The 14,485-nt window shown below is 34.1% G+C and carries 15 protein-coding genes and 2 pseudogenes; 2 read left to right on the forward strand and 15 right to left on the reverse strand.

Translation table 11 applies throughout. The annotated features are described in order from the left end of the window. Positions 1 to 40 precede the first annotated feature (40 nt). The 14 genes and pseudogenes from AC1EUY_RS15310 to AC1EUY_RS15375 form a co-directional block, all read right to left on the reverse strand. Positions 41 to 323, reverse strand: a pseudogene (locus AC1EUY_RS15310) (hypothetical protein); the annotation flags it as partial. A 103-nt stretch (positions 324 to 426) separates the two neighbouring features. After that, the gene (locus tag AC1EUY_RS15315) at positions 427 to 807 is read right to left on the reverse strand and encodes a VOC family protein (RefSeq protein WP_480196427.1); all 381 of its coding nucleotides are present in this window, start codon (positions 805 to 807) and stop codon (positions 427 to 429) included. A gap of 6 nt (positions 808 to 813) precedes the next feature. Then, positions 814 to 1,287, reverse strand: coding sequence for a Dps family protein (locus AC1EUY_RS15320; protein WP_480196428.1), 474 nt, complete (start codon positions 1,285 to 1,287; stop codon positions 814 to 816). 89 nt (positions 1,288 to 1,376) lie between these two features. Then, positions 1,377 to 2,744, reverse strand: a complete 1,368-nt coding sequence (locus AC1EUY_RS15325) for an NAD-dependent succinate-semialdehyde dehydrogenase (protein ID WP_480196429.1) — start codon at positions 2,742 to 2,744, stop codon at positions 1,377 to 1,379. A 171-nt stretch (positions 2,745 to 2,915) separates the two neighbouring features. Then, positions 2,916 to 4,571 carry an acetolactate synthase large subunit gene (locus tag AC1EUY_RS15330; RefSeq protein ID WP_480196430.1) on the reverse strand — a complete coding sequence of 552 codons (1,656 nt, stop codon included), beginning with the start codon at positions 4,569 to 4,571 and terminating at the stop codon, positions 2,916 to 2,918. Positions 4,572 to 4,577: 6 nt separating this feature from the next. Beyond that, complete coding sequence (locus AC1EUY_RS15335) at positions 4,578 to 4,961, reverse strand: hypothetical protein (protein WP_480196431.1); 384 nt, start codon at positions 4,959 to 4,961, stop codon at positions 4,578 to 4,580. Next, positions 4,939 to 5,352, reverse strand: coding sequence for a DUF2721 domain-containing protein (locus AC1EUY_RS15340; RefSeq protein WP_480196432.1), 414 nt, complete (start codon positions 5,350 to 5,352; stop codon positions 4,939 to 4,941). The genes AC1EUY_RS15335 and AC1EUY_RS15340 overlap by 23 nt, the downstream gene beginning before the upstream one ends. Before the next feature lie 11 nt (positions 5,353 to 5,363). Continuing rightward, on the reverse strand, positions 5,364 to 5,810 hold the full coding sequence (locus tag AC1EUY_RS15345; RefSeq protein WP_480196433.1) for a DoxX family protein: 447 nt from the start codon (positions 5,808 to 5,810) through the stop codon (positions 5,364 to 5,366). Between the two features lie 2 nt (positions 5,811 to 5,812). Next, positions 5,813 to 6,592, reverse strand: coding sequence for a glycine betaine ABC transporter substrate-binding protein (locus AC1EUY_RS15350; RefSeq protein ID WP_480196434.1), 780 nt, complete (start codon positions 6,590 to 6,592; stop codon positions 5,813 to 5,815). Positions 6,593 to 6,739: 147 nt separating this feature from the next. Next, positions 6,740 to 7,846 carry an alkene reductase gene (locus AC1EUY_RS15355; protein WP_480196435.1) on the reverse strand — a complete coding sequence of 369 codons (1,107 nt, stop codon included), beginning with the start codon at positions 7,844 to 7,846 and terminating at the stop codon, positions 6,740 to 6,742. A 177-nt stretch (positions 7,847 to 8,023) separates the two neighbouring features. After that, positions 8,024 to 9,037 (reverse strand): zinc-binding alcohol dehydrogenase family protein, encoded by a 1,014-nt coding sequence (locus tag AC1EUY_RS15360; protein ID WP_480196436.1) that lies wholly within the window; start codon positions 9,035 to 9,037, stop codon positions 8,024 to 8,026. Next, positions 9,018 to 9,557, reverse strand: coding sequence for a DUF1097 domain-containing protein (locus AC1EUY_RS15365; RefSeq protein ID WP_480196437.1), 540 nt, complete (start codon positions 9,555 to 9,557; stop codon positions 9,018 to 9,020). Before AC1EUY_RS15365 ends, AC1EUY_RS15360 begins: the two co-directional genes overlap by 20 nt. Then, positions 9,544 to 9,966 carry a DoxX family membrane protein gene (locus tag AC1EUY_RS15370; protein ID WP_480196438.1) on the reverse strand — a complete coding sequence of 141 codons (423 nt, stop codon included), beginning with the start codon at positions 9,964 to 9,966 and terminating at the stop codon, positions 9,544 to 9,546. Before AC1EUY_RS15370 ends, AC1EUY_RS15365 begins: the two co-directional genes overlap by 14 nt. Before the next feature lie 345 nt (positions 9,967 to 10,311). After that, entirely contained in the window at positions 10,312 to 11,271 is a 960-nt protein-coding gene (locus AC1EUY_RS15375; protein WP_480196439.1) for a polysaccharide deacetylase family protein, read from the reverse strand. A gap of 95 nt (positions 11,272 to 11,366) precedes the next feature. Between AC1EUY_RS15375 and AC1EUY_RS15380 the strand changes: the two genes are divergently transcribed. Next, a complete protein-coding gene (locus AC1EUY_RS15380; RefSeq protein WP_480196440.1) occupies positions 11,367 to 12,212 on the forward strand; it encodes an AraC family transcriptional regulator in 846 nt (281 codons plus the stop codon). A gap of 53 nt (positions 12,213 to 12,265) precedes the next feature. Here the strand turns inward: AC1EUY_RS15380 and AC1EUY_RS15385 are convergent, their stop codons facing one another. Beyond that, on the reverse strand, positions 12,266 to 13,342 hold the full coding sequence (locus AC1EUY_RS15385) for a bifunctional methionine sulfoxide reductase B/A protein (RefSeq protein ID WP_480196441.1): 1,077 nt from the start codon (positions 13,340 to 13,342) through the stop codon (positions 12,266 to 12,268). A 542-nt stretch (positions 13,343 to 13,884) separates the two neighbouring features. On the opposite strand from AC1EUY_RS15385, the pseudogene AC1EUY_RS15390 reads away from it, so the two are divergent. Then, a pseudogene (locus tag AC1EUY_RS15390) lies at positions 13,885 to 14,485 on the forward strand (hypothetical protein); the annotation flags it as partial.

Below are 14,485 nucleotides of genomic sequence, written 5' to 3' on the forward strand. Positions count from 1 at the left end.
GTATAAGGTGATCGCTTCATCTGGTTTATAATGTTTCTGATTACACACTTTTATACCAGTATTGATGAGTGACAGCTATTACCAACCTGTCAAATAGGCTCTCACCAAAGTAGCGTCTGTTAAGTTTGTAACAGAATTCATCTAGATACTTCTGTAAATATTTCCCTGTATCTGGGTCTTCCAAAGGCACAGACTCTGCCATTACAGCAACATTGGACTGTTTTTGGCTACCTCTACCTCTTTTTAAGCTTTTGTTTATCAGGTGCTTTTGTTGCAACGGCAAAGTAAGCTTCATCAAACTCAATCATATCTTCAAGGTTGTATAAATGATTTGACTTTCGTCTGATAACAATTTAATGTTAACTAAAAAATGAAGTTATGAAAACATCTTCCACCTTTCGTATTATCTAGGCAAATTCAAATTTTTTAAGCTTTAGAAATCGGTTCATTAAAAACTCCCTCTAATAAGATGCCTTCTGGTGTTCGGAAAAAAATACGTCGTTCCTCTAACTCTTCAATATCCATTAATGAATAGGAAATATTTAACGATTCTAATTTTTGTTTGAAGGCAGAATAGCCTTCTAGCTTTATTCCTACATGGTCTATTTCTTCGGCATTGTGGTTATTGCCAAAACCTCTACTGCCAATTAAATGTATTATAGGTTGATTTTTATTAAAAAGCCAATGCCCCGGAATACGCTGAATAATTCTGGGACGTGGTTTTTCAACTAAATCAAAAACCTTCAAAAAAAAGTCTTTTGTTCCTGCCAAATCTCTGGTACGTATGGTAATATGGTCTAGCGTCATCATCATTTACTTTAAATGTGAACGTAAAAACCAAGCGATTTTTTCATGTTCTTCTAACAAACCTGTTATAAAATCACTTGTTCCCAAATCTTTAAAGGTATCTGCAAATGGATTGATATTTTCCCGCAAGTGAATCGCAATGGTTTCGTGGTCTTGTAACAATTCTTTGATATACCCTTTTGCACTATTATTATTTTGTTCTTTCTCGGTTAAATGGGTAAGTGCTAAAAACTCTTTCAAGGTTGCAGGAGCGTAATGCCCTAATGAACGAATACGTTCTGCTACATTGTCAACAATTTCATCAAGTTGTTCGTATTGTGCTTCGAACAGTTTGTGCTTATCATAAAAATCTGTTCCTTCTACATTCCAATGTGCATTTCGGGTTTTGGTATATAATATATATTCGTCTGCTAAAAGTTTAGCCAATTCGTCTGCTACCGCTTGACGGTTTTTTTCGCTTATTCCTATGTTTGTTTTCATCCTTTTAAAATTGTATCGTTCTTTAAGGTAAGCTTGGTTAATGTTAGTTTTTTATTGACCAATCAGTACCAAATGTCTATTATGTGCTTTTAATCAATCCAAATAGATTTTGTGTTTACAAATTCTCTAATGCCATAGCCAGAAAGTTCTCTTCCATAACCACTATTTTTAATGCCTCCAAAGGGTAGTCTTGGGTCAGAGACCACGAGCTTATTTACAAAACTACTTCCAGCTTCTAACTGCAACGCCACATGTTCTCCTCGTGCTGCATTACCCGTCATTACACCAGAGCCTAAACCAAATTGCGACTTGTTTGCTAGTTCAATAGCGTGGTTTTCATCTTTTGCTCTGATTACGGAGGCTACTGGTCCAAAAAGTTCATTGTCAAATGCTTCCATTCCTGGTTCTAAATCTGCGAGAATAGATGCTGGATAATAAGCACCTTCGCCTTTGGGTATTTCGCCTCCCAAAACTAATCTGCCACCTTGACTAATTGTTTTGTTAACTTGCTCGTGTATTTCATCTCTTAAATCTGTACGTGCCATAGGTCCGTAATAGGTGGACTCATCTGTAGGCTCTCCCATTTTTGCAGCTTTCATCTTTTTTGTAAAAACTTCCAAAAATTCATCATAAATGGCATCTAAGACTACAAAACGTTTTGCAGCGATACAGGTTTGACCGTTGTTTTGTAACCTTCCGAAGGTTGCCATTTCGGCAGCATCTTCAATATTTACATCATCAAGAATTATATAAGCATCACTGCCGCCTAATTCTAAAACTGTTTTCTTTAAATTCTGTCCTGCAATAGAGGCTACCGAGCGTCCTGCAGGGTCACTACCAGTTAGCGTAACGGCTACAATATTCTTGTCTTCAATAATATTTTTTACATGACTGGCACTCATATTTAAATTGGTAAAAACACCTTCTGGAAATCCTGCTTCTTTAAATGCTTCTTCTAACGCAAACGCACTCCCTTGTACATTTGATGCGTGTTTTAGAACACCTGTATTTCCTGCCATAAGTGCTGGTGCCGCAAAACGAATAACTTGATAAAACGGAAAATTCCAAGGCATAACAGCTAAAACCACACCAATGGGCATAAAGGTTACATAACTTTTTGACGCTTCTGTTTTTACGTTTTCGTTACCCAAAAGTGTATGAATATTATCTGCGTAATAGTTGATTATTAAAACGCATTTGTCCATTTCTTTTCTTGCCTGAGTAATGGTCTTACCCATTTCTTCTGTTGCCAATTGTGCATAGGTTTCTTTATTTTTTTCAAAGACTTTTGCCAACCTTTTCATATATACCGCACGTTCGTCATAGCTAAATTGCTTCCAAGAATTGTATGCTTTTTTTGCTTGTGCCACTTTTTCTTTAGCTTCATAAACGTCTATACGTTCGTATTCTGCTACTTTTTTTCCATTTGCTGGATTAATAATTACTGTACTTGCCATAGTTTCTATTTTTTAATTTTATACCTGATAAACCATAATACTAAACTTAAATACTCGTTCATTTCTCCTTTTACTTTCTTGCAAAAAACTTCCGTAGCTACGGCTATGCAAGAATTTTACAGCGTCGTAAAAGAAAAAAGCAACTTCATATTTTGAGCCTATTATCATACTTTATTTGATATTATTGGAATATTCTTTAATAAGAACATTTAATATTTTATGATTTAATGAGTAATCCACTAATAAATCGATAATATGTACTCCTTTTGAATTTAATGCATCTTTTAATATGTATTCAAAATCTTCAACAGAACAAGGTCTGTGCCCAATGGCTCCAAAGCTCTCTGCATACTTTACAAAATCTGGATTTTTATAATCTAATCCGTATTTTTCAAAACCTAAACCTTCTTGTTTCCATTGTATCATTCCGTAGGCACTATCGTTCAGGATAATTACTACCAAATCGAGTTCAAGCCGAACAGCTGTTTCCAATTCTTGAGAATTCATCATAAATCCACCGTCACCATTTACAGAAATTACTTTTTTGTTTGGATATAATTCTTTTGCCATTATAGCGGAAGGAAGCCCTGCTCCCATAGTGGCCAATGCATTATCAAGTAATAAACTATTTTGCGTATAAGCTGGATAGTTTCGTGCAAACCATATTTTGTAAACGCCATTATCTAATGTTACAATATCATCATTATGTAATGATTCTCTTACAACTTTTACTAGGCGTTGGGGTAAAATAGGAAAGCGTTCGTCTTGTTCATATTTTGATAAATGTTGAGATACATTTTCTTTTACATTTAAGAAAAAACGATTGTCCCACTTTTTTGCATAAGATTTTAACTTCTCTGCCAATTGGTTAACACTATTGGCTATATCTCCAATAACATTGAGCTGAGGAAAATAGACTTCATCAATTTCTGCAGGAAAAAAATTAACGTGAATCACCTTTCGTTTATTTTCTTGATGCATAAAAAAGGGCGGTTTTTCAATGGTATCATGCCCAACATTAATAATGAGGTCTGCATTATTGATAGCTTCGTGTAAGAAATCATAATCTGACAATGCAGCCGTACCTAAATATAAGGGATGATGTTCATCTATGATACCTTTACCCATTTGTGTATTGAAAAACGGAATACCAATATCATCTACAAATTTGGTCAATGCTATACTTGCTCTTTTTCTATTTGCTCCTGCACCAATTAGTAAAAGTGGTTTGGTAGCACTTTTAATCATTTCTGATGCTTCTTCAATAACAACTTCACTAGCGTGTGGAATCTTAAAATCTACTACATCAAAAATTGTTGGTTCTTTTACCTCTTCTTCTGCTATATCTTCTGGAAGTTCAATATGAACCGCTCCAGGTCTTTCTTCTTGTGAAAGTCGAAATGCTTCACGAACTATAGATGGAATGTGTGCTCCATGGGTAACCTGTTTGGTATATTTTGTAAGCGGTTGCATCATTTCAACGATATCTACAATCTGAAATTTTCCTTGTTTACTTTTCTTGATGGGCTTTTGACCAGTAATAATAACCAATGGCATGGCTCCTAACTGTGCATAAGCAGCGGGTGTTACCAAATTGGTCGCTCCGGGGCCTAAGGTTGCTAAACAAACTCCTGGTTTACCAGTAAGTCTGCCATATGTAGCTGCCATAAAACCAGCACCTTGTTCATGACGGGTAAGCACCAATTTAATCTTGTCGGATTTTCTAAGAGATTCTAAAAAATCGAGATTTTCTTCTCCTGGAAGTCCAAAAATATATTCAACGCCTTCGTTTTCCAACGCTTTTATAAATAGATCTGATGTCTTCATACTATTTTAATTTAAAAATTCTACCGTAGTGAAAATAAGCATGGTATCTCCTATATTTTCCAAATTATGGATAAAGTAGTTTTCAGCATTTAAATCATTAAAATAAGTGGTGTCGCCTATTTCATATTCTGCTTCAATAATAGAACCATCGTTATAATGAGAGCGTGATTTGCCTTCGCTCATTGCTGTCCAGAAATAACGGTTAGCGTGTTTATGAAATGGTAAACTTTGTTCTGCTGGCAAATGAATACTCCATACCCTAAATTCGTTATTCTCAAAAACCACCTTTTCTCCAACTTGGGTGTTGTTTTGTGATGCTTCTAAAGCTTCTTTTAACTCTGGAGTCCACTGGCTCCAATCTCCAGCCTTACTTATAATTTGTTTTTTCATTTTGTATTTTTTTATAGTGATTATTTATAATAATGTTCAGTGCTTTTGTTGAAACCCATATTTCTCCAAATCCTGAAAAAAGTGTTAGGAGTAAGAAAAAGACACTTAGACTAAATAATATTTGCCCAAAAACAACATTTTTTAATAGGAGTGCAAATAACGAGCAACCACAAAGTACAAAACTTATGACTCCAAATATTTGTGTTAACCTGATTAACTTTAATCTCTTCTTTAAAAAGAATAACTGTTGTTCAATAATGTTGTAATTATCATTACGTTCATCTGTCAGCAACTGTCGTATTAATTTTGCTACATCAGAGAACCTATCGGCATAGCCTAGTAATAGCAAACTGATTGCGGCAAATAGTATGCCTGGTGTACTTAATTCCATAACTATATTTTTTAAAAATTAATTAAACTATCTATCGACATATTACCAGAACCAAGCATCATTACCACTATAGCCATACCTATCATTAATAAATTAAATTGCATTCCTTCACCTTCTTTGGTGTTATGCCAGTTTAAAAAGTAACCGTAATGTCGATGTACTTGTACAATGGCTCCAATCATTAACACTAATATTCCAAACGCCATAAAGCGTGATGCAAAACCTAAAATCAATCCCACAGCACCAAAAAATTCAAAGAAAATAATGAGAAAAGCTATTATTGATGGATAGCCCATATCTTTGGTAAATCGTTTCATTGTTCCTGTAAATCCTTCGCCACCGTACAAACCGAATACTTTTTGCATTCCGTGAGGAAGCATAATAAACCCAATGGTTAATCTAGCCACCGTTGCTGCCCAACCACTTGATGTGCTGAATATTTGATTCAATATTTCCATAGCTACAGTAATTTATTTTTTAAATGTTTCTTTGCGATTTCAGCAGGTTCTAATCCTTCTACTTGATAATTGTGGTCGAATTCTGTAACCAAACTATTTCCCAACGTTATTTCTTTAATAAATTGTAAAGCTTCTATTTTTAATTTTGATACCGAATCTTTGTGCACAATTATGGTCGAATTATCAACGTTTCCTAATAATCCTTTAGGTTCTTTTAAAGCTCTTATAGAATATGTATAAAAAAGATATTGTGGCTCCCAAAGCGGAATGATAACCCATTCTTTCTTTTTGTAGGCTTCAATAAATGCGTTGGTGCAATCTGCAATGCTTCCGTTCTTAAATTCAAATCCTAAGGTATCTAAACCGTAGGTTTTAATAATATTTCTTGAAAACCTTGAAATTCCCGCACCTTCATTAATACCTTGTATGGTTTTATTAAATTTTTCTGCAATCGCCGGATTTACAATATCGCCAACAGTACTTACTTCGGATGCTGAGACATAATCTGGAACGCCCCAAATACAAAAAGGTTGGTATAATGTTGAAAACCTTACTGTTTGGGCTTCTACTTCTTCAATATATTTACCATGTGATGAAGGCAACCAAGCACCCAAAACCATGTCAAGTTTTCCGTTTCTATATTTTTTAAATAGTTTTTCGTGTGGAGCGGTATGCAATTGGTAGGCTTGACCTATTTTATCAAAATAAGCAAGTACTACCGCTGCTGCTACCTTATGAAAACTTAAATCTATTTGACCGATTTGTATGGTTTGATTTATCATTTTTGAATGTTCTTTCTTTTTATTGAATCTCTGTTAGATTATTTTGTAAACTTTTTAGTTCTATAGCTAATGCTATGCAAAGAAAAAATGCATTAATTGAATAAAAAATTTCTATTTTTTGTTACAATCAAAAAAGTTTAAACGAGTTTATTCTAAAAATGAATAATCTGTATATCCTCTGGCATCCCCGCCGCCAAATAAGGTATGGTTATCGCTAATTTCGTTTAAAGGTGCATTTTGTTTTACACGTTCGGGATAGTCGGGGTTGGTTAAGAAATTACGTCCAAACCCAATTAAATCTACCATATTTTTTTCCAATAATGTTTCTCCTTCTTCAGGGGTTTTGTTTCCTGTGGCAATAATTGTGTTACTAAACGTTTTTCTTAACATTACTCTAAAGTCATTAGGAATTTCTGGAGCATCGTCCCAATCGGCTTCACATAAATGAATGTAGGTTACTCCTATTTCTTCCAATTTTTGAGATGCCAACATTATTGTTTCTAAAATCTCTGGGTCGTTCATATCTTTAAAGCTGATAAATGGAGATAGGCGAACGCCTACATTTTCTTTTCCTATAGCATCTACTACCGATTGTGTTATCTCTAGTAAAAGTCGTATTCTATTTTCTTTACATCCTCCGTATTCATCGACACGTTTGTTGGCATTACTACGTAGAAATTGGTCTATTAAATAGCCATTTGCACCATGTATTTCTACACCGTCAAAACCTGCTTCTATGGCATTTTTTGCTCCTTGGGTAAATTCTTTGATTACTTGTTCTATATCTTCATACGTCATTTCTTTTGGTTCTTCTACGGGAACAAAGGTTGCATCGCCATTAGGTGCTCCGTCAAAAATATAGACGTTGGTTTCTTTTGCTGTGATAGCCGATGGCCCTATAGGTTGTAATCCGTTTACTTTTGATGAACTTACACGACCTACATGCCACAATTGTAAAAATATTTTGCTGCCTTTTTTATGCACTTCTTCGGTTACCAATTTCCAACCTTCAATCTGTTCTTGGGTATAAATTCCGGGAGTTTTGGCATACCCCATTCCTTGTAAAGAAACTTGTGTAGCTTCGGTAATAATAATTCCTGCCGAGGCTCTTTGCCCATAGTATTCTGCCATTAATGCGTTTGGGATATCTCCTGGTTGGGAGGCTCTTGAACGCGTCATTGGTGCCATCAGGAATCTGTTTTTTAATTCGATTCCGTTCATATTGTATGGTGTGTACAATTTTGGATATTTCATTATTTTTATTTTAGATTATTATTTTTATTTAACACTACAAAGTTAACGCAGTACTTGAAGTACGTTGTGGTATAATTACATTCTATATTGGTAAATATATGTTGTAAAAAAAGGCAACGTCAAATTGTTAATACTACCTTAATCTATTGAAATAAGATTCCTTCTATTGAATAAAAATCAAAATATAATTACAGTCTTTCCAATAGCCTTACCTGTTTCTTGAAGTGCATGTGCCTTTTTGAAATTCTCAACAGAAAAACCATTGAATGTAGTTGTTAGTGTAGATTGAATCATACCATCATCGAGTAAGTCTGCCAGTTTATTAAATATATGATGCTGCTCAATCATATCGTCGGTTTTAAACATGGAACGGGTGTACATAAATTCCCAAGAAAAGGAAACACTTTTGTTTTTGAGTTTGTTTAACTCAATTGGGTTCGATGAACCTGTTATAGAAGCAATATGCCCTTGCGGTTTAATGAGTGCTACCATCATATCCCAATAGCTGTTGGTATCTACAAAATCGACGATAAAATCTACTTCCTTAAAGCCTGCTTTGTGTACTTCGTTAATCAAATCTTTATGATTTATAATATGGTCTGCCCCCATTTTTTTACACCAATCTACAGTTTCTGGTCGTGATGCTGTAGCCAACACTGTTAATCCTGCTACTTTTTTTGCCAATTGTATAGCAATAGAACCTACACCGCCCGCACCGCCAATAATAAGGATGCTTTTTCCTTTATCTTTTTCTGTAGAAATACGGATTCTGTCAAAGAGAATTTCCCATGCGGTCAACGATGTTAACGGCATCGCAGCAGCTTCTGCCAAACTTACATTGTTTGGTCGTTTGCCTACAATACGTTCATCTACCAGTTGATATTCGGCATTGGTTCCTGGTCTTGTAATATCGCCTGCATAGAATACTTGGTCTCCTACTTTAAAGAGTTCTGTTTTTTCTCCGACTGCTTCTACGGTTCCTACTGCATCCCAACCAATTATTTTTGGTTCGTCTAAAACCGTATTCTTCGCACTGTTTTGTCTGATTTTAAAATCTACGGGGTTTACAGAAATAGCTTCTATTTTTACCAATATATCTTTACCTGTAGGTTTGGGTGTTTCGGTTTTAAATGCGATAAAACTTTCGGCTTCATTTATCGGTAATGATTTTTTAAATCCTATTGCTTTCATATTTTTTGTTTAAATAATTATCTAATTTTTCTCGACTTACTATGGTAAGATATCCTGCTGTTACACCGAGTACCAAAGGAACAATCAACTTGAACAGTATTACATCTAAAGAAGTGCCTGGTACTTTTAATCCTAAAGCGAAAAAGAGTACTGTGCCTAAAAAAGTTGCTGGCACAAATTGGCCCCAGCCTTCCATACATTCTAAAAACACTAAAAAAGTGGCCACAATAAAAATAATTACTCCGTTAATGTATAGGTTGGCATTTTCATTTTCTACCAATACAGAGTTATTTATATAATCCATTAGATGTGATGCCAAAAAGGCGATTACGATACCTATGAATAGGGCCAACATAAGTTTTAGTGATTTTTTAATATTACTCTCATGCAAAAAATAATTGGCCCACGCAAAAAATACAACCCAAGTTGCTACGGATAACCAGCCACTTATGATGAAAAACAAAGCGGCAATAAAACCGACCAGTAATGAGTGATATAATGTAGTTCTATACTTTTTCATGGTAGCTTTTTTGTAATTTACCATCAAGCGAGAATGTATTATTATCCATATTACTGATAATGAAATAAAAGAATAGGGCATATATCATTTGTATTCCTGCCCAATCCCAATTTTCAATTAATGTTGACCCAAATAACAGGATTATAATTACTATTGCACCTGCAATGCTTGCTCGATAAGTAAATAGTCCTAGAATTAACAATATACCTATACCAAATTCTAAAAAGGGTAAAATACTGCCCCAAAAGGCAACCGCAAAAGAAGGAATTAGGCTGTCTTGAAATGTTGTAACCATCCAATCTTTAAAAGCTCCTAACTTTGAGAAACGAACCAATCCGTGTCCTAGTAAATTAATGCCCATAGTAATTCGTAAGAGTGTAAATGCCGTTTGTGTATGTGTTGTTTTCATGTTTATTTGCTTAATTTATATCCTACTAATTTTCTATTTAGCATCAAGGGTATATATACGTTTCGGTATCAAAACTGATATCTGCCCTACCTATCGTATTTACTTTTAATAAACTTTCTGGTGCTCTAAAACCTTAGTTTTCAAAAGTTTTTGTGTGTTTGTATAGCAATTGTGCTTGAACTAACGAAGTAAAACTTAGTAACAGTAGTACAAGTGGTTTCATTTTTTTCTATGTATTAATGTACTGCTAAACTCCTAGCCCTGATTGCAGCGGCATCCTTTTTTTTGTTGCGTTTATGCAAAAAAAAGATATAGCGGAAAGCAGGTTCTTGGCTTCTAATTTTTTTACTTATTGTATTTTATTTCTGAATTATCAATAGGTGTATTGGGGTCGTCTTTTATCATATTGGCAATTTCATCTTTACGCATAAATACCACGCCTTTGTGTTGTTTGGCGTATTCGATAAACGCATCGACAACTTTTACTATGGATGGTGCTCCTCCAATTCTGTCGTGCAAACTAATACTCATCATTCTTCTTCTGGTAGCACCTTCTTCGTATAATTGGTCGAATTCGGCTTTTAGTTGTGCCAAAAATTGGTCTGGACTCCAGTTTTTTCCTGCAATATTTACAATGTCGTTATTGCGTAATATGTATGGCATTACGACAAATTTTTTGCCTCTTACCATAGTTATAAAGGGTTCGTCGTGGCTTAAATCGTCAATGTGATATAAAAAACCTAGTTCTTGTAATACTTTAAGGGTATTGGGGCTTCTGCGTAACCAATTGCAGTTGTATCCTATTCCTCTTTGACCTGTAATGGCTTCTACGGTATCGATTCCTTTTTTTACAAATGCCAATTCATCTTTATAGGATAAACCCCATTGGTCGTCCCAAGCAATACCATGTGCTGCTATTTCGTGACCGCCATTGGCTATGGCTTTGGCCACTTCTGGATATTTTATGGCTGCTTCGCCAACTACGTGTGAGGTTACTTTAATGTTGTGCTTTTTCCATAGATTTAGCATTCTACCTATTCCTTCTTTTGCTCCGTACCTGAACCAACTTTCGGCTGGTAAATCGGGTTGTCCTTTTGGTAATGGGTTTCCTGAAAATGGGCTTTCTGCTCCTTCGGGCTGTCCGCCAGTTTCGAATTGCATCGAAAAGGAAATGACCAATTGGGCGTCGTTGGGCCAATAGGATTTATTTGTTGTTTTGGTGGTTGATTGTGCTTTTACGGAAATGATTCCTACAAGACATAACATAATTAGAGACATTAAAACTCTTTTATTTCTATTTTTCATTTTTTTACTATTTAAATGCATCACAAAATTATACTGGAAACACACATTATCTGTTGTAAAAAAAAAGGGTATTTTTGTAAATTAATTTTGAATAAATGAAACGGATTTTTAGCCGCTATACTTTAAATGTCTTTCAGTTGAAACTGGAAGAATGGCCTTATTCTGAACATACTCATAATTTTTATGAGCTCATTTTGGTAAACGAGGGTACTGGTAAACATATATTGAACGGCGTTTCATTCTCTTATGACTCTGGTCATGTTTTTTTGTTAACGCCCGAAGACCATCATTCTTTTGAGATAGAAACTTTTACCGTATTTACTTATATCAAATTCACAGAACAATTATTTACCGAGAAACAGATAGGTGACCGCACCGCACATTGGGTCAATAAATTTGAAGATGTATTATACAACCCTAATACGGTACCAGAATGTATTATTAAGGATAAAGCCGATAAAAAAATGATTTTTCCGTTGGCTGAAATGCTGTTAAAGGAATTTAATGAACCTAAAGTACATTCAAGAATATTAATGCTAGAGCTTTTTGGTGCCATTATGGTATTGGTAGCTCGTAACCTTTCTAAAAAAAATTTGGTGCCTAGCAAAATTATTCAACAGGAAAGCGATAGAGTGCAAAAGGTATTATCACATATTCGGCAACATATGGATAAAAAGGAACTGCTTACCCAACACTATATTGCAAACGCCTTTAATCTATCTCCTAATTATATTAGTGTCTATTTAAAAAAACATACAGGTATGGGGTTACAAAAGATGATTACCGAATCACGCATAAAAACCGCTGAACGCTTATTAAAACAAAGTACCTATACTGCTTCTCAAATAGCGAATCAAGTAGGGTTTAATGATGCCAGCCATATGAATAAAACATTTCAAAAATATCGTGGTAAAAACCCGACCGATTATCGTAAGGGGTAATGACAGTTAATTTTCAAGTTTTTTTGAGTCTGTAAATTAAACCCTGCCCTATTTTATTCGTTTTGTTGTTTTAAGAGTTCAGGAAAATTTTTAATTGCTTTTTTATATCTCGGAATTGAAACACCTCTAACATATCCTTGATTTGGATGCATTTTTACGTAATCTTGATGATATTGTTCCGCTTTATAAAATTTCTTAAAGGGCTCAATATCTACTGCTATTTTTTTAGAATACTTTTTTGATTTTTCTAATTCTTTAATATACTTTTCAATTTGCTCTTTTTGACCCTTAGAATTATAAAAAATAATTGATCGATACTGCGTACCTATATCTGGGCCTTGACCATTAACTTGAGTAATATCTCCCGAATTAAAATAGACCTTTAAAAGTTCTTTATACGAAATTTCATTGGCATTATAAGTCACTTCAATAGATTCGGCATAATCTGTACTACCACTGCCCACTTGTTTATAGGTTGGATTATTTTTAGTACCTCCAGCATAACCAGAAACTACATCTGTAACTCCTTTAATAGATTCAAATATTTCTTCCATACACCAAAAGCAACCTTGTGCAAATACCGCTTTTTCTATTTTAGGTTTTTCAATAAATTTTAACGATACACCATCAATACAATATCGTAAACCCGTTGGTTTTGGGCCATCATTAAAAACATGGCCAATATGGGCTCCACATCGTCCGCAAGTTAATTCATCTCTTATCATTCCTAAAGAATTATCAAGACCTACTGCCACACTTTTGCTAAAATAAGGTTTCCAAAAACTTGGCCAACCAGTACCTGACTTAAACTTTGTTGCTGAAGAAAAGAGTGGATTATTACAGGCAACACATAAATAAACCCCTTCTTTTTTATAATTATTATATGGGCTTGTAAAAGGACGTTCTGTTCCTTTTTCCCTAGCGATATGATATTGCTCTGGTGTTAGCTTATTTTTCCAATAAGAATCAGGCTTATCTATCTTTTTTGTCCAAAGTGTATCTATAATTGTAGCTGAAAGGTTTGATGCTTTATTATTTTGAGCATAATTGGTACAGCTGGAAAAAACACTAATCAGTGTATATACTATTATTAAGTTTTTTACTTTCATTACTTTATTCTTTTTATTCATTTGTAGTATTATTTGTTTATTCCTTACTACTATATGACTTAAAATTATTAACTTTTTGGCTTACATTGTCATGATACTTTATGTAAGTTTTTATCATGACCATAAAACCTATAAGAAGCAACAGCAAAAATACCATCCTGAAGGATTGCCCTTTCGAGCAAAACTATTTTTATTTTTTTGCGGTCTAAAGAAAAAGAATAGGATTAAAATGGAAGGTCTGTGTCTGGTAAATCTGGTGACTTATTTTCTGGTCTGTTGTAAAGGTATAAGTGATAACCAGTACAAAGATCATGATATTCTTTTAACAGCATTTGGTTATCAAGTATTTCGCTAAAAAATTCTCCTGCCGCTTTTATATCGTGTGCTATAATTTAGAGTGACTTCTTCTAATTGTATTATAAACTATTGATTTTAATTAGATAAAAGAGTTCATCCTTATTTAGAAGATATTACTGTAAAGTCTATTTTGTTGTAGTAATAGTTGTGATAAAAATGGTGTATATTGAACATACTTTAAAACGAATCGTTATAGATTTAATGCAATGGCAAGAACTATCTCCATCTCAGACTCTAATGCAGAAGAAATTATACAAAATCTTGCAGAAGCATTTAATACCACGATAGTTTCTAATCAAAATGAATGTAAAGTAGATATTCCTGAACAGTATGGTAGTGGTTATGTGGTATTATATACGTTTTTGTTCGGTGTCTCGGTTTTAGAATTGAATTTCACACTTAAAAGCACAATTCATTTAAATTACATCGAGGGGAAAACTCATCCTTTAAAATTGATTGTTGTTAAAGATGGGAAATTGAAGCATACTTTTGATAACTCAGAAAAACAACATCAAATACGCGCTTTCGAAAGTGCCATCTTATCGAGTACATTTACTAACAATCATAAATTTACATTTTTGGCCAATACGGCAATATACTTTATAAGTATACAGATAAATAGAAAAGCTTTCGAACCGAAGATTGAAGGATTTGTTAGGGATATGCATCCAGATATTTCGCAAGTAATGCGAGATTTAAATGGTGTTAAAACTTTTTACTACAAAAATTTTGTGAGCCCCAGAACAATGGATGTTTTTGATGAATTTAACAAGCATAGCTATGATAGTTTTATAAAATCTGTCTATT

The sequence above is a fragment of the Maritimimonas sp. 2210JD6-3 genome (assembly GCF_056591795.1).